The following is a 14,628-nucleotide window of genomic DNA, read 5'->3' as shown; positions in this document are numbered from 1 at the left end:
CAGGGGCGGTTACTCGCCCGGCTGCACGGACTTTTCGAAGAAATCGGCCATTTCGTCGGCCTTGAGCTCGTCCGCGTTCTCCTCGGCGGTCTTGGTGAGGATGCCGAACATGGGACGGCCCTTGGCGGTGAACACCAGCACGCCGGTGCCGCTCGACGTGGCCGCGCGGTAGTCGCCCTCCAGGCCGTTGCCGGTCCAGTCTGCCTCGACGCGGTCGGTCTGGAACGACTTCGAGATGGCGGCGGCGTTGTTCTCCGCGCCCGTGACGCTGTCGGTGAGGATGTACTGCACCGCGTAGCCGTCGCGGATCGTGCAGCTCACGACCGTGCCCTTGATCTCCTCCATGCCGGTGATCTGCGCGGAGTCGGCCTTCTCGCAGCCGCCGCCGTCCGGCACGGTGCCCGCGAGCTGGCGCAGGCACTTCGTGAAGCCCTGGCCGTCCTGCGCGGTGTCGTCCTTGCAGTCGTCCGCGCTGGGCAGGCTCGGGCCGGAGAACGCGAAGACCGCGCCGATGATGCCCGCCACCACGAGGACCGCCGCTCCGGCGCCGATGAGGACCTTCTTGTTGTCCTTCTTCTTCGGCGCCTGCTGCGGGAAGTTCGCCGGGTAGCTGCCGCTGACGTTCGGGTTCACCGGGTAGGTGCCGCTCGCCGAGTACGCGCCGCTCGGGTAGGACCCGCTGGGATACGAACCGCTGGGGTACGAACCACTCGGGTAGGAGCCGCTGACCACCGGGTTCGGGCCGCTGACGTTGGGGTTCACCGGGTGCGGACCGCTGACGGCGGGGCTGACCGGTGCGGTCACGACCGTGGGCGGCTCGACGTACTTGGGCTTGTCGTCCTCGGGCTTGAGCGTGATCGCCGCCCGGTCCACGACCTGCGCGCCGGTGGCGACGATCGTCTCCGGGTGGTCGGGGTTGGTCGGGACGATGCCGACCTTCTCCGCGATGATCTGCGCGACCAGCGGCATCCGGCATGACCCGCCGACGAGGTAGACGTGCTCGGGCGTGACCCCGGCCCGGTGCACGGTGGAGATGAGCAGCTCGGTGGTGCGGATCAGGCTCGACCGGACCAGCGCCTCCAGCTCGGCGCGGGTGATGACGACCTTCTCGAACGGCTCCGGCATCAGCACCTCGACCTGAGGCAGCTCGGAGAGGTCCTCCTTCGCGAGGCGCAGCTCCTCGCGAAGGCCGAGGCGGGCGCGGTGGTCGTCCACCGTGACCGGGCGCATCAGCCGCTGCCAGCCGGCCGGGTCCTTGTGCGAGACCGTGCGGCCGATGTGCTCCAGCAGCGCCTGGTCGACGTCGAGACCGCCGACGTCGCTGAGGCTGCCGTCGGCGAGGATGCGGTGCTGGGCGTCGAGCACGGAGACGTCGAACGTGTCGGCGCCGAAGTCGTAGACCGCGAGCGGGCGGCCACCGCTGAGCGAGGCGACCGCGGTGGCCTCGGGGACCGCCACGAGCTCGCCGGTCATGCCCGCGAGCCTGGCGGAGGACAGCAGCTTGTTGCGCCTGCTCGGGCCCCACTCCGCCGGGTGCGTCAGGCGGATCTCGTCGAGGTGCTCGCCCTTCAGCAGCGCCGTGACGGCCTCCAGCACGCGGGCGTAGATGGCCGCGAGCGCGTCGTTGACCGGCAGGTTCTGCTCGCCGAGCTTGAGCGTCGCCTTGTCGATGTGGCGCTTGGGGTTCGGCTCGTAGCGCGACGGGTCCTGCCGCGAACGCCGCTCCGCCTCTCTGCCGACGCGCAGGGAGCCGTCCTCGTCGAGGTAGACGGACGAGGGCATCGTGGGCCCACCGTCCACATCCACCACTCCGTGGTCGGACAGCACCGCAACCGTGTTGGCGGTGCCCAGGTCGACGGACAGGACGCGCACCGTGCTCCCCTCGCAGGACGTACTGCGGTGATCGTGCCACAGCGGGCTTCGGCGGGTGCTCGGACCTGCGCAATCAGAAATTGTCGGACCCCGGCGTCATGATGGTCGCCATGGACGTGATGGAGGCATTCTCACCGGCGACCAGGCAGTGGTTCGCCGGGGCCTTCGCCGCGCCCACCCAGGCGCAGACGGGTGCGTGGGCGGCCGCGGCGGCGGGCGAGCACGCGCTGGTCATCGCCCCGACGGGCTCGGGCAAGACGCTGGCCGCGTTCCTGTGGGCGCTGGACCGGCTGGCCTCTTCCCCACCCGCCGCGGAGCCGAGACGGCGCTGCCGGGTGCTGTACGTGTCGCCGCTGAAAGCGCTGGCGGTGGACGTCGAACGAAACCTGCGCGCGCCTCTGGCGGGGATCCGGCAGGCCGCCCACCGGCTGAACCTGACCGAACCGTCGATCACCGTGGGCATGAGGACGGGCGACACCTCGCCGGAGGAACGGCGGGCGTTCGGCCGCACTCCCCCCGACGTGCTGGTGACGACGCCGGAGTCGTTGTTCCTGCTGCTCACGTCGTCGGCGCGCGAGTCGTTGCGCGGCGTGGAGACGGTGATCATCGACGAGGTGCACGCGGTGGCGGGCACCAAACGCGGCGGGCACCTGGCGTTGTCGCTGGAACGGCTCGACGCGCTGCTCGACAGGCCGGCGCAGCGCATTGGGCTCTCGGCGACGGTGCGGCCGGTCGAGGAGATCAGCACGTTCCTGGCGGGCGGGCGGCCGGTGTCGGTGGTGCAGCCGAAGACGCCCAAGGTCATCGAGGTCGAGGTCGAGGTGCCGGTCGAGGACATGACGGTGCTCGGCCAGCCGACGGGTGAGGTGTCGGGGTCGGCCGCCGGAGCCGAGCAACGCACCTCCATCTGGCCGTCGGTCGAGGCGCGGGTGCTGGAGCTCGTGCGGGAGCACCGGTCGACGATCGTCTTCGCGAACTCGAGGCGGCTCGCGGAACGGCTCACGGCGCGGCTGAACGAGCTCGCCGAGGAGGCGGTGGAGCTGGAGTCCTTCCCCGCCGAGGCCATCGGCCAGTCGGGGATGACAGTGCAGAAGAGCGCGTCCGTCGCCCGCGCGCACCACGGCTCGATGTCGCGCGAGCAGCGCACGGCCGTGGAAGAAGACCTGAAGTCGGGCCGGTTGCCGTGCGTCGTCGCGACGTCGTCGCTGGAGCTCGGCATCGACATGGGCGCGGTCGACCTGGTGGTGCAGGTGGAGGCGCCGCCGTCGGTCGCCTCGGGCCTGCAACGCGTCGGTCGCGCCGGGCACCAGGTGGGTGCGGTGTCGCGCGGCGTGATGTTCCCGAAGTTCCGCGGCGACCTGGTGTCGTGCGCGGTGGTGGCGGAACGGATGCGGGACGGCGCGATCGAGGCCGTGCGGTTCCCGCGCAACCCGCTCGACGTGCTGGCACAGCACATCGTCGCGATGGTGGCGATGGAGACGTGGGCGGTCGAGGACCTGACGGCGCTGGTGCGGCGGGCGGCGCCGTTCGCGGGGCTGCCGGACTCGGCGCTCAACGCCGTGCTCGACATGCTGTCGGGCCGGTACCCGTCCGAGGAGTTCGGCGAGCTGCGGCCCCGGATCACCTGGGACAGGGTGAACTCCGAGCTGCGCGGCCGGCCCGGTTCGCAACGGCTGGCGGTCACGTCCGGTGGCACGATCCCCGACCGGGGGATGTACACCGTCATGACCCCGGCCTCGGAGAACGGTCCCGGCTCGCGCGTCGGCGAGCTCGACGAGGAGATGGTCTACGAGTCGCGGGTCGGCGACACGTTCCTGCTGGGCACGTCGTCGTGGCGGGTCGAGGACATCACGCACGACCGGGTGATCGTGGTGCCCGCGCCGGGTCAGCCCGCGCGGATGCCGTTCTGGAAGGGCGACGCCCCCGGCCGTCCGCTGGAACTCGGCCGTGCGATGGGCAAGTTCCTGCGCGAGGTGTCCACGATGGAGGACTCGGCGGCGCGCGAACGGGCCACGTCCGCCGGGCTGGACGCGTGGGCGACGGACAACCTGCTGGCGTACCTGGGCGAGCAGCGGGAGGCCACCCGGCACGTCCCGAACGACAGGATCGTCCTGGTGGAACGGTTCCGCGACGAGCTGGGCGACTGGCGGCTCGTCGTGCACTCGCCGTTCGGCGCCCAGGTCAACGCACCGTGGGCGCTCGCGATCGCGGCGCGCCTGCGGGAGAAGCGCGGGGTCGAGGTGCAGGCCGCGCACTCCGACGACGGCATCGTGCTGCGGCTGCCCGACGCCCTGGACTACGAGGGCGTGGAGGTGACGGCGGGCGCGGAGGACGTGCTGCTCGATCCTGAGGAGGTCGAGCAGATCGTGGTCGCGGAGGTGGGCGGCTCGGCGTTGTTCGCGGCCCGGTTCCGCGAGTGCGCAGCCCGCTCGCTGCTGCTTCCCCGCCGTGATCCACGCCGGCGCACCCCGTTGTGGCAGCAGCGGCAGCGGTCGGCGCAGCTGCTGTCGGTCGCGTCGAAGTACGAGAGCTTCCCGGTGGTCCTGGAGGCGATGCGCGAGTGCCTGCAGGACGTCTACGACGTGCCGGGGCTGCGGGAGCTGATGTCGGACGTCCGCGCGCGCAAGGTGCGCGTGGTCGAGGTCGAGACGCCGTCGCCGTCGCCGTTCGCCCGCAGCCTGCTCTTCGGGTACGTGGGCATGTTCCTCTACGAGATGGACGCGCCGCTGGCGGAACGGCGGGCGGCTGCTCTGTCGCTCGACTCGACGCTGCTGGCGGAGCTGCTCGGGTCGGAGGCGATCCGCGAGCTGCTCGACCCGGAGATCGTGGCCGAGGTCGAACGCAGCCTGCAGCGCCTGTCCGAGGATCGCCGCCCGCGGCACGTGGAGGACACCGCGGACCTGTTGCGGTTCCTGGGAGATCTCTCCGACGCGGAGGCGCTCGAACGCGGCGTGCCCCGTGAGTGGCTCGACCAGCTGGTGGCCGAGCGCCGGGTGATCCGCGTGCGGATCGCCGGCGAGGAACGCAGCATCTCGATCGAGGACGCGGGCAAGGTCCGGGACGCGCTCGGGGTGGCTCTTCCGGTCGGCGTGCCGGAGGCGTTCACCGAACCGGTGGCGGATCCGCTGGGCGACCTGCTGAGCCGCTATGCCCGCACGCACGGGCCGTTCCCCGCCTCCGAACCCGCTGCGCGCTTCGGTCTGGGCGTGGCCGTGGTCACGGGTGTGCTGGAGCGGATGGCGGCAACGGGCCGGTTGGTGCGCGGGGAGCTTCGTCCCGGCGGCACGCACACCGAGTACTGCGACGCGGACGTGCTGCGCCGCCTGCGCCGGGCCTCGCTGGCGCGGCTGCGGTCCGAGGTGGAGCCGGTCGAACCCGCCGCGCTCGGCCGGTTCCTGCCGCAGTGGCACGGCCTGGGCCGCCGGTTGCGTGCGGCGCCGACGGTCGACGACGTGTTCTCGGTGGTGGAACAGCTCGCGGGCGCGCCACTTCCCGCGAGTGCCCTGGAATCACTGCTGTTCCCGTCCCGGCTGCCCGGCTACTACCCGGCGCTGCTGGACGAGCTGACGGCGTCCGGCGAGGTGACGTGGACGGGATGCGGTGCGCTGGCCGGTGGCGACGGCTGGATCGCGCTCGCCCCCGCCGACGTGGCCGATCTGCTGCTGCCCGACCTGGTGCCGGAGTCCATTCCGGAGTCGCCGCTGCACACGGCGGTGCTGGAGGCGTTGTCCGGCGGGGCGTTGTTCTTCCGCCAGGTGGTAGACCGGGCCTCGCTAACGGTGACGTGCACGGACGCCGAGGTCGTCGGCACGCTGTGGGACCTGGTGTGGGCGGGGCTGATCACCAACGACACGCTGGCGCCGTTGCGCGCGCTCGTGTCCGGTGGCGGTGCGGCGCACAAACCCCGCCGCAGCACCCCTCGGGGTCGTTATGCCCGCTTGCGTTCCCGTCCGGACATGCCTTCGCGCACGGGTCCGCCGACCGCCGCCGGTCGCTGGTCCCTCGCGGTGGCACCGGCGCAGGACCCGACCCGGAGGGCGCACGCGCGTGCCGAGGCTTTCCTGGAACGCCACGGCGTGCTGACCAGGGGCGCGTTGGACACCGAGCGCGTGACGGGTGGGTTCAGTGGCGTCTACAAGGTGTTGCGGGCCATGGAGGAGTCGGGCCAGGTCATCCGCGGGTACGTCGTCGAGGGGCTGGGCGCCGCCCAGTTCGCGGCACGCGGCGCGGTGGATCGCCTGCGAGCCCTGTCCCGTCCTCCTGGTCAGCCCTCCCAGGCCGACCAGGCCGCGGTGGTGCTCGCCGCGGCCGACCCCGCCCAGCCCTACGGAGCCGCTCTGGCGTGGCCGGATCCGGTGGGCGAGGGCAAGCACAGGCCGGCCCGCAAAGCAGGTGCGCTGGCGGTGCTGGTAGACGGCACCCCGGCGCTCTACGTGGAGAGAGGAGGTAAGTCGCTGCTGTCGTTCACCGACGACGATCCGACCCTGCGCACCGCCGCGAACGCCCTGAGCCGGGCTGTCCGCGACGGCTGGCTGGGCCAGCTGGCGGTCCAGCGAGCCGATGGCGAGGTCGCGCTCACCTCGCACCTGGCGACGGTCCTGCAGGAGGCCGGTTTCCGCGCCACACCGAAGGGTCTGCGCCTGCGCGCGTGACCTGCGGCTGCCGTTGCTAGGCGGGAAAGAGCGAGCTGTAGGCGTTCAGCGCCGGCTGCCCGCCGAGGTGGGCGTAGAGGACGGTCGAGTCGCGGCCGATCTCGCCCGAGGACACGAGGTGGATGAGCCCTGCCAGGGACTTCCCCTCGTAGACCGGGTCGGTGATCATCGCCTCCAGGCTCGCGCCGAGGCGCATGGCGTCCAGTGTGGACTCGTCGGCGACGCCGTAGGTGCCTGCGTGGAAGCGGTCGTCGAGGAGGATGTCCTCTTCGGACACCGTGACCTCGCGGAGCTTGGCGGTGTTGTGCGCGATGCGGGTGATCTGGTCGAGGGTCTCGGCGGGTTTGGCGGACGCGTCGATTCCGAGCACGCGGCGGCCGGTGTCGTTGGCGAAACCGGCGACCATGCCCGCCTGGGTGCTGCCGGTGACCGAGCAGACGATGATCGTGTCGAAGAAGACGCCGAGCTGGGCTTCCTGCTGGCGGACCTCGTCGGCCCAGTTCGCGAAGCCCATGCCGCCCAGCGGGTGGTCGGAGGCGCCGGCGGGGATCGGGTAGGGCTTGCCGCCGTTCGCGCGGACCTCCTCGATCGCCTGTTCCCAGGCGGGTTTGACGCCGATGCCGAACTCGGCGTTCACCAGCCGGACGTCGGCTCCCATCATGCGGCTGAGCAGGATGTTGCCGACGCGGTCGCTGCCGACATCGGTCCAGTCGACCCAGCTCTCCTGCACCAGCACGGCTTTCAGGCCTGCTCTGGCCGCGGCGGCCGCGACCTGGCGGGTGTGGTTGGACTGGATGCCGCCGATCGACACGAGGGTGTCGCAGCCGGTGGCCAGCGCGTCGGCGACGAGGTACTCGAGCTTGCGGGTCTTGTTGCCGCCGTAGGCGAGGCCGGAGTTGCAGTCCTCGCGCTTCGCCCAGACCGCGGCGCCTCCGAGGTGCGCGGTGAGGCGGTCGAGGCGGTGGACGGGAGAGGGACCGAAGAGAAGCGGGAATCTGTTCACAGTTCCTCCTTCAACGTGCTCCAGTTCTGGTCGACCAGGGTCGTGGCCAGCAGGTCGTCGCGCTGCTCGCACGCGTCGATGATCTGCTGGTGCTGCGTCACGGAATGCCGCGCGTTCGGCGAGGAGAACCGGCTGTGCTCGAGCCGGCGCACCAGCGGTGTGAAGCGGTCGATGGTCGCGGTGACCGCGAAGTTGTCGCAGCAGCGGACGGCCACGGCGTGGAACTCGTCGTCGGCGGCCAGCGCGGCGACGGCGTCGTTGGCGTCGAGGGCCTTCTTGAACGCCTTGTTCGCGATGCGCATCGCGGCGATGTCCTCGGCCGTCATCTTCGGCACCGCCAGGCCGATGGCGAGGGAGTGCATCGACTGCACGACGACGAGCGCGTCGCGCACGGGCTCCGCTTCCAGTGCGGTGACACGGGTGTACGCGTGCGGCTTGGTCTCGACCAGGCCCTCGTCGGTCAGCGTGGCGAGCGCCTCGCGCACCGGGGTGCGGGACAGGCCGAGCCGTTCCGCCAGCTCGACGTCCTTGATGGGCGTGCCCGGCTCCAGGTCGCCGCGCACGATCGCCGACCTGATCTCGGCCGCCGCCCGCTCCTTCAGTGACCCATATCCAATATATTGCATATTGGTGAGGGTAGGGCGCGGGCCGGGCGATCGCAACAAGAAGCCCCGAGCCGCAGGGCGACTCGGGGCTCAGGTGGTTCTGGTCAGCCCAGTCCCCACAGATTAGGTGACAGGCAGCTTGCGACCCAGGACCGCGAACGGGCGCGGGTCGCCGGTGAACTGGTAGTGCCGCAACACGTCCTCGAAACCGACGCGGCGGTAGAGCTTCCACGCCTTGCTCGGTCCCTCCGGTGTGGACAGCAGCACGCAGGAGGACGACACGCCTTCCAGCAGGCGGCGCAGCAGGTCCTCACCGAGGCCGCGGCCCTGGGCGCGCGGCAGCACGTGCAGTTCGGTCAGCTCGAAGTAGTCGGTGAGCCAGCCCTCGACGACGGCGGGCGACGAGACCTGCATCAGTCCGCGCCGCACCTGTTCGTGCCACCACTGGCCGGACGCGCCGCGGTAGCCGTAGCCGATGCCGACGAGCTCGTCCTGCTCCCCCAGCGCGACGACGCAGCGCCAGTCCTCGCGCATCATGTGCGCGAGCCACATCGGGGCGCGCTGCTCGACGGTGGCGGGCGGGTAGTTCATGGCCGTCACGTACAGCGCGAGCGCTTCGCCCAGCCGCACGTTCAGCTCCGAGGCGCTGATCTCGACGATGCGCTCCAGGCGCGGCGCGGCCGTCATGCCGACACCACCGCGACACGACCGCCCGTCAGTGCCACCAGGTCTGCGAAGGTCGTGGGGTAGACGGCGTGCGGATGACCCGCGGCCGCCCAGATCTCCGCGTAGCCGGACAGCGCCCGGTCCACCACGGTCTCGATCGGCGCCGGGTGCCCGACCGGTGAGACACCGCCGATCACCTGGCCCGTGTGCACGCGGACGAACTCCGGGTCGGCACGCTTGACCGCGTCCGCGCCCACCAGTTCGGCCACCATCGACGTGTCCGCGCGGTGCGCGCCGGAGGTCAGCACCAGCAGCGGGGACGCCTCGCCGTCGCGCACCGCGGCGAACAGCAGGCTGTTCGCGATCGCGCCGACCTGCACACCCACCGCTTCCGCCGCGGCCGCCGCTGTCCGCACGGCGTCCGGCAGGACGACGATGCGTTCGGCGGTGGCGGGTGGCAGAGCTTCCGCGACCTTGCGGATTCCGGGGTGTTCGAGCGCACTCACCGCTCCATAAGACCATGACTCGCGCTTACGCGGTGGGGCGGGTTGAGGAATCCATCGGCTGGGAGCTACGCTGGTGGGGACTCGAACATGTGTTCGAGTCGCACTATGCCTCGGAGGTGGGGTGGGGGAAGCACCCCACCTCCGAGAGCCGCCGGCTTCCCCTCGGCGGTGGACGTCGTTCACCGACGCCCCGAGGAGGCCGAGATGACAGCTGAGATTTCGAATCCGGCAGCCTTCCCCGTCCCGTTGCCACCCGCGTCCGCGCTGGTCCTGCTGCGGCAGGCCCGTGACTCGCTCGCCGAGTCGGAGCGCACGCCCGAACCCCCTGAGCGGTTCGCGACCGCTTACCTCGCCGCGTTGCGCGCCGCCGCCGCGGTGCTCGCCTTACGTGGACGGCCCCACCGAGGGCGATCGAGACCGACCAGCGCGTGGGTGCTGCTCGCCGCGATGGCGCCGGAGATGAGTGAGTGGGCCGCTTTCTTCGCGTCGTGGTCGTCCACGCGGGCTGCCGTGCTCGCGGGGATCACAAGACATGTCAACGCGCGCACGGCCGACGACCTCGTGCGCCAGACCCATCTGTTCGTGACGCTGGTCGACGGCGTGATGAGTGAGGCGACTCGGTGAACTCGCTCGACATCTTGCGCCGTGAGGCGGATCTGCTCGCCATGTCCGCGATCGGCCAGCCGCCGCACAAGGGCGTGCCCGCCTGCCCCGGGCTGAACCTCGGGGAGACCGTGCGGCACGTCGGCGGCGGCTATCGCGGTGCGCTGGCGTGGATCCGGCTCGGCCGCGAGCCCGAGTCCGGGGAATGGCAGGACTACCCGGCGGCGGACGAGGACCCGCTCGACTTCATGCGATCGGGCGCGGAGGCCGTGATCGCGGAGCTCGAAGCCCACGAGGAGGACGAGCCGTGCGCGACGTGGTGGCCTGAACAGCAGAACTACGGGTTCTGGCGGCGACGGCTCGCGCACGAGACGACGGTGCACCGCATGGACGTGCAGGGCGCCGCGGGAATGGAGCCCGGGGCCGTTGACGACGAGGTCGCGGTCGACGGTGTCGACGAGGTGCTCACGTTGTGGCTGGGGCACAAGCTGGACGTGCTCGGGGTGCGGGGCTCGCGCGACAGCCTCGTCACCATCCAGGTCGAGGACCACCTGTGGCTCACGCGCTGCGGCCCGCACGGCGCGTCGGCGTGGCGCGTGGTCGACCCGGAGGACGTCCACGTCGCCGACGCACAGGTGTCGGCGAGCCCGATGACGATGTACCGCTGGCTGTGGGGACGGTTGCCCGACCGCATGGTCGAGGTCGTCGGCGACCACGACGCGATCGCGCAGCTGTGGGCGCTACTCCGACTCGCGACCAAGTAGCACGCTCGTGGTCTCCTCGCCCGCTGCCGAGATCAGCCGGTAGCGGGCGCGGCGGCCGTCGAAGTCCAGCAGTGCCACGGAGTTCCCGAAGTGCGGGCCGCTGGTCTTGCGCCAGTGCACCAGGTCCTCCGGCACACCCACCAGCGTCGCGAGCTTGCGGAACACCCACGAGGCCGGGCGGGACCACGACAGCCGGAACCCGGGCCGCAGGAACTTCGGCGCCTCGTTGTGGATCGGCGAGCACACGAGCTGCGCGACAACGGCCTTGGTGGGCCTGGGGAACTCGGCCTCGGCGACGTAGCTGTGGTGCACGTCGCCGGACAGCACGCACACCGTCGCGGCGCCGTTGTTCGCGGCCTTCTCGATCATGCGCGAGAGCCGGTCGAACGACTCGCGGAACGCCGGCCAGTGCTCCAGGTCGACCGCCTGCCTGATCCCCTCGGCTGCCTTGCCCTGCCAGCCCGGCTTGCGCGCACCGATCTCGTTGATGGACTGGATGTGGCTGAGCGCGTGCGGCATCAGCCACGGCAGCGACGAGCCGATCAGCAGGTGGTCGATGTCGGTGCCGTCGGTGTTCTGCTCGATCCACTCGAACTCGTCGTCGCTGACCATCTGCCGCTTGCCCTCGTCGAGGATGCGGCCGGAGCGCGTGTCGACCATGAGAAGGCGGGCACGACCGAACTCGCGGCGGAAGCTCCACCACGTCGACTTGCGGCCCTCCACCTCCTTGTCGGCCTCCTCGGCGAACTCCTCCAGCAACGGCAGCACGTCCGTGTCCTGGGCCTTCACCTTGGCGTACAAGGCGTTCTTGGCGAGCTCGGCAGGACTGAGGTTGCCGAGGTGCTGGTAGACCCAGTACGACGAGATGGCGCCGCGGATCCTGTCGCGCCACCACGGTTTGTCCGCCATCTCCTTGCGCCACACCGCGGACGTGTTCCAGTCATCGCGCACGTCGTGGTCGTCGAAGATCATCGCCGTGGGCACGACCGACAGCAGCCAGCGGATCTCCGGGTCGCCCCAGGTCTCGTGGTAGAGGCGGGCGTACTCACCGAAGTGGACGACCTCGCCGTCGGGTTCCTCCGTGCCGTCGCGGCGGGTGCGCAGCCACTCCTTGGTGGCCTCGGTGGGTTCGTCGGCGTAGACCTGGTCCCCCAGCAGGATCAGCGCCTGCGGCCAGCCCTCCTCCGGCAACTGCATGAGCCGCTGCGCGAACGCGTCGAGGGCGTCGGGGCCGACCGGCGAGTTCGGCGCGGCGCGGCACGAGCCGAAAGCGATCTGACGGACCTCACCGGTGCGGATGACCGGTTTCGGGAACTCGCTGCCGGGCTCCGGCCAGACCAGCTCGTCGTCGAGTCTCACGTCGTACTCGGTGCGGGAACCGAGGTTCTCCAGCCGGACGAGCGCGAAGTGCTGCCGTCCTGCCTGGAACGTGCGGGCGGTGTGCCCGAGGATCTTGACCTCGCACGAGGTGTCGGTCTCCACCCACACCGTCGCGGACGTTTCATCGACGTACCGCAGGAGCGGTCCGAGCACCAGCTTCGCCACGCGCGAGACAGTACCCTCGCACGGGTGGAAATCACGTTCGACGCCGCGGATCCCCCCGCGCTGGCCGCGTTCTGGTCCGAGTTCGCCGGTGACGAGATCGAGCTGACGTTCGTGTGGAGCGACGCCCCGAAGATCGAGAAGAACCGGGTGCACGTCGACCTGGCCTCGACTTCACCGGAGCACCAGGCGGACATCGTGGCGCGGGCGCTGAAGCTCGGCGCCGAGCTCGCCGACGTCGGCCAGGGCGACGTGCCGTGGGTGGTGCTGCGCGATCCGCAGGGCAACGAGTTCTGCGTCCTCGAACCCCGGCCCGAGTACCCCGGTGTGATCGCGGCCGTCGTCGTCGACTCGCGTGATCCGCTGGCGTCGGCCGAGGCGACCGGGCACCCGGTGGTGCGCAGCGGCGACGGCTTCGCCTCGGTCCGTCCCGAGCCGGGTCCGTGGCTCGAGTTCGTGCAGACCGACGACCCGGAGCCGATCACCAACCGCGTGCGCGTCCGGTGGGCCGATCCGGCGTGACGACCGCCGCCGACCCGCTCGGCAGCAACCCCACCAGCACCACCGATATCCGATATCCGATATATCAGCCTGCCGAAACAGGCCCTTATGCAAAAGACGTTTGCGGACGTCCGCAAACGTCTTTTGCATAAGGGTGGATCAGTGCTGGTCAGAGCGTTGCAACGAGGGGACGGCTCAGAGAGCGGCCAACCGTTCACGAAGCGTGTCGAGGCCCATCGCGCCCATCTCCAGGGCTTCCTTGTGGAAGAGCTTGAGGTCGAAGTCGGCGCCCTTGCGGGCCCGCGCGTCCTCGCGGGCGGCGAGCCACAGGCGCTCGCCGATCTTGTACGCCGGCGCCTGGCCAGCCCAGCCGAGGTAGCGATCGATCTCGTCGCGGATGTGCGCGGGCTCCGAGAGCGTCCTGGTCATCATGAACTCCAGGCCGAGCTCGGGGGTCCAGCGCTCGCCGGGGTGGAAGCCGGTGCCGGCGGGGATCTCCAGCTCCAGGTGCATGCCGATGTCGATGATGACACGGGCCGCGCGGAACAGGTGCGCGTCGAGCATGCCGAGCAGGTCGCCGTCGTCGTCGAGGTAGCCGAGCTCGCGCATGAGGCGTTCCGCGTAGAGCGCCCAGCCCTCGCCGTGGCCCGACACCCAGCACATCAGGCGCTGGAAGTCGTTCAGCGTCCCGGACTGGTACACCGCCGTCGCGCACTGGAGGTGATGGCCCGGCACGCCCTCGTGGTAGACCGTCGAGGTCTCGCGCCACGTCGGGAACACGGACTTGCCCTCGGCGATCGACCACCACATGCGGCCGGGACGGGAGAAGTCCGCGGTCGGCTGCGTGTAGTAGGCGCCGACGGCACCGCCGGGCGGGGCGATCTTGCACTCGAGGTTCATCAGCGCGTCGGGCAGGTCGAAGTGCACGTCGCGCAGGTCGAGCAGGGCCTTGTCGGACAGTTCCTGCATCCACGCCTGCAGGCCGGCCTGGCCGTGCACCTGGTAGCGCGGGTGTTCGTCGAGGAACGCCGCGGTCTCCGCGAGCGACGCGCCCGGCTTGAGCCGCGCGGCCACCTCCTTCATCTCGGCCTCGATGCCGAGGAACTCCTCCCAGCCCCACGCGTAGGCCTCGGCCAGGTCGAGCTTCGACCCGGTGAAGTAGCGCGAGCCGAGGCGGTAGCGCTCCTCGCCGACCGCGTCCTTGGTGGGCGCCTGCGGAGCCAGCGTCGTGCGCAGGAACGAGGCGAAGTCCGCGTACGCGGCGGCTGCGGCGGTGGCGCCGGCGTCGAGAGAGGAACGCACGGTGCCGTCCACGTCGGCGGAGGCGGCGAACGGGCCGAAGAAGGTCGTGGCGAACGTGTCGCACTGCTTGGCGACCTGGGTGACCTGACGGATCGCGGAGACGTGTCCGCGGGAGGCCGCGTGCGAGAGAGAGGCGCGCAGACCGTCGAGGGCGGCGGGCACGGCGGAGAGGCGGCGGCCGATCGTGGCCCACTGCTCCGGCGTGTCGGTCGGCATCTGGTCGAAGATGTCGCGCACGGACTGGATCGGGCTCGCGATGACGTTCAGCGAGGACTCGGTCTCACCGGCCTCGTACAGCTCGTGCTCGAGGCCCGTCCGTTCCAGGAAGACGGCGCGTGCCGCCTCCTCGGAGGCATCCGCGGGCTGGGCGGCGGTGATGGCGGCCAGGGCGCGGACGGCGAGTTCGTCGCGCGCCGCGTGCCCTTCCGGGGAGAGGTCCGTCAGCTGGTCGTCGGCTCCCGCGAAGCCGAGACTGGTGGCGGTGATCGGGTCGAGCGCCACGTAGTCGCTGACGAACTTGTTGCTGATGTCGTGCACGGATGCCATGCGCCGAGACGCTACCCAACGCCCCTTCGTGCGAAAAGGTAGTTAGTCAAGCTCACGACCATCGGA

At 70.9% G+C, this 14,628-nt stretch carries 11 protein-coding genes; 4 read left to right on the top strand and 7 right to left on the bottom strand.

The genetic code is table 11. From position 1 onward, the window contains the following. Positions 1-9: 9 nt before the first annotated feature. The gene (locus ACSHWB_RS24695) at positions 10-1,872 is read right to left on the bottom strand and encodes an Hsp70 family protein (protein ID WP_439664353.1); all 1,863 of its coding nucleotides are present in this window, start codon (positions 1,870-1,872) and stop codon (positions 10-12) included. A gap of 110 nt (positions 1,873-1,982) precedes the next feature. Here ACSHWB_RS24695 and ACSHWB_RS24690 point away from each other — a divergent pair, with 110 nt between their 5' ends. Next, positions 1,983-6,524, top strand: coding sequence for an ATP-dependent helicase (locus ACSHWB_RS24690; protein ID WP_439664352.1), 4,542 nt, complete (start codon positions 1,983-1,985; stop codon positions 6,522-6,524). A 16-nt stretch (positions 6,525-6,540) separates the two neighbouring features. Here ACSHWB_RS24690 and ACSHWB_RS24685 read toward each other — a convergent pair whose 3' ends face one another. From ACSHWB_RS24685 to ACSHWB_RS24670, 4 genes are all read right to left on the bottom strand, one after another. Next, the gene (locus ACSHWB_RS24685) at positions 6,541-7,527 is read right to left on the bottom strand and encodes a 1-aminocyclopropane-1-carboxylate deaminase (protein WP_439664351.1); all 987 of its coding nucleotides are present in this window, start codon (positions 7,525-7,527) and stop codon (positions 6,541-6,543) included. Beyond that, on the bottom strand, positions 7,524-8,153 hold the full coding sequence (locus ACSHWB_RS24680; RefSeq protein ID WP_439664350.1) for a GntR family transcriptional regulator: 630 nt from the start codon (positions 8,151-8,153) through the stop codon (positions 7,524-7,526). The genes ACSHWB_RS24685 and ACSHWB_RS24680 overlap by 4 nt, the downstream gene beginning before the upstream one ends. 102 nt (positions 8,154-8,255) lie before the next feature. Beyond that, the gene (locus ACSHWB_RS24675) at positions 8,256-8,819 is read right to left on the bottom strand and encodes a GNAT family N-acetyltransferase (RefSeq protein WP_439664349.1); all 564 of its coding nucleotides are present in this window, start codon (positions 8,817-8,819) and stop codon (positions 8,256-8,258) included. Continuing rightward, entirely contained in the window at positions 8,816-9,304 is a 489-nt protein-coding gene (locus ACSHWB_RS24670; protein ID WP_439664348.1) for a YbaK/EbsC family protein, read from the bottom strand. Before ACSHWB_RS24670 ends, ACSHWB_RS24675 begins: the two co-directional genes overlap by 4 nt. Before the next feature lie 204 nt (positions 9,305-9,508). On the opposite strand from ACSHWB_RS24670, the gene ACSHWB_RS24665 reads away from it, so the two are divergent. Together ACSHWB_RS24665 and ACSHWB_RS24660 are read left to right on the top strand one after the other, a co-directional pair. Then, on the top strand, positions 9,509-9,928 hold the full coding sequence (locus ACSHWB_RS24665) for an SAV_6107 family HEPN domain-containing protein (protein WP_439664347.1): 420 nt from the start codon (positions 9,509-9,511) through the stop codon (positions 9,926-9,928). Then, positions 9,925-10,671, top strand: a complete 747-nt coding sequence (locus tag ACSHWB_RS24660; RefSeq protein ID WP_439664346.1) for a maleylpyruvate isomerase N-terminal domain-containing protein — start codon at positions 9,925-9,927, stop codon at positions 10,669-10,671. Before ACSHWB_RS24665 ends, ACSHWB_RS24660 begins: the two co-directional genes overlap by 4 nt. Here the strand turns inward: ACSHWB_RS24660 and ACSHWB_RS24655 are convergent. Further along, positions 10,648-12,216: an alkaline phosphatase D family protein gene (locus ACSHWB_RS24655; RefSeq protein WP_439664345.1), complete on the bottom strand. Its 1,569-nt coding sequence runs from the start codon at positions 12,214-12,216 to the stop codon at positions 10,648-10,650. The two genes, ACSHWB_RS24660 and ACSHWB_RS24655, sit on opposite strands and share 24 nt — an antisense overlap. A 24-nt stretch (positions 12,217-12,240) precedes the next feature. On the opposite strand from ACSHWB_RS24655, the gene ACSHWB_RS24650 reads away from it, so the two are divergent. After that, the gene (locus ACSHWB_RS24650; RefSeq protein WP_439664344.1) at positions 12,241-12,735 is read left to right on the top strand and encodes a VOC family protein; all 495 of its coding nucleotides are present in this window, start codon (positions 12,241-12,243) and stop codon (positions 12,733-12,735) included. Positions 12,736-12,909: 174 nt separating this feature from the next. On the opposite strand, the gene ACSHWB_RS24645 is transcribed toward ACSHWB_RS24650, so the two are convergent. Continuing rightward, on the bottom strand, positions 12,910-14,562 hold the full coding sequence (locus ACSHWB_RS24645; RefSeq protein WP_439664343.1) for a DUF885 domain-containing protein: 1,653 nt from the start codon (positions 14,560-14,562) through the stop codon (positions 12,910-12,912). Between the last annotated feature and the right edge of the window lie 66 nt (positions 14,563-14,628).

Source organism: Lentzea sp. HUAS TT2, from assembly GCF_051853195.1.
Classification (GTDB): Bacteria; Actinomycetota; Actinomycetes; order Mycobacteriales; family Pseudonocardiaceae; genus Lentzea.
This window is presented reverse-complemented; position numbering and strand designations above follow the sequence as displayed.

Excerpts from the sequence above, each read along its gene's own strand:
- ACSHWB_RS24690 (WP_439664352.1), top strand. The coding sequence starts at position 1,983 with ATGGACGTGATGGAGGCATTCTCACCGGCGACCAGGCAGTGGTTCGCC.
- ACSHWB_RS24680 (WP_439664350.1), bottom strand. The coding sequence starts at position 8,153 with ATGCAATATATTGGATATGGGTCACTGAAGGAGCGGGCGGCGGCCGAG.
- ACSHWB_RS24675 (WP_439664349.1), bottom strand. The coding sequence starts at position 8,819 with ATGACGGCCGCGCCGCGCCTGGAGCGCATCGTCGAGATCAGCGCCTCG.
- ACSHWB_RS24665 (WP_439664347.1), top strand. The coding sequence starts at position 9,509 with ATGACAGCTGAGATTTCGAATCCGGCAGCCTTCCCCGTCCCGTTGCCA.
- ACSHWB_RS24645 (WP_439664343.1), bottom strand. The coding sequence starts at position 14,562 with ATGGCATCCGTGCACGACATCAGCAACAAGTTCGTCAGCGACTACGTG.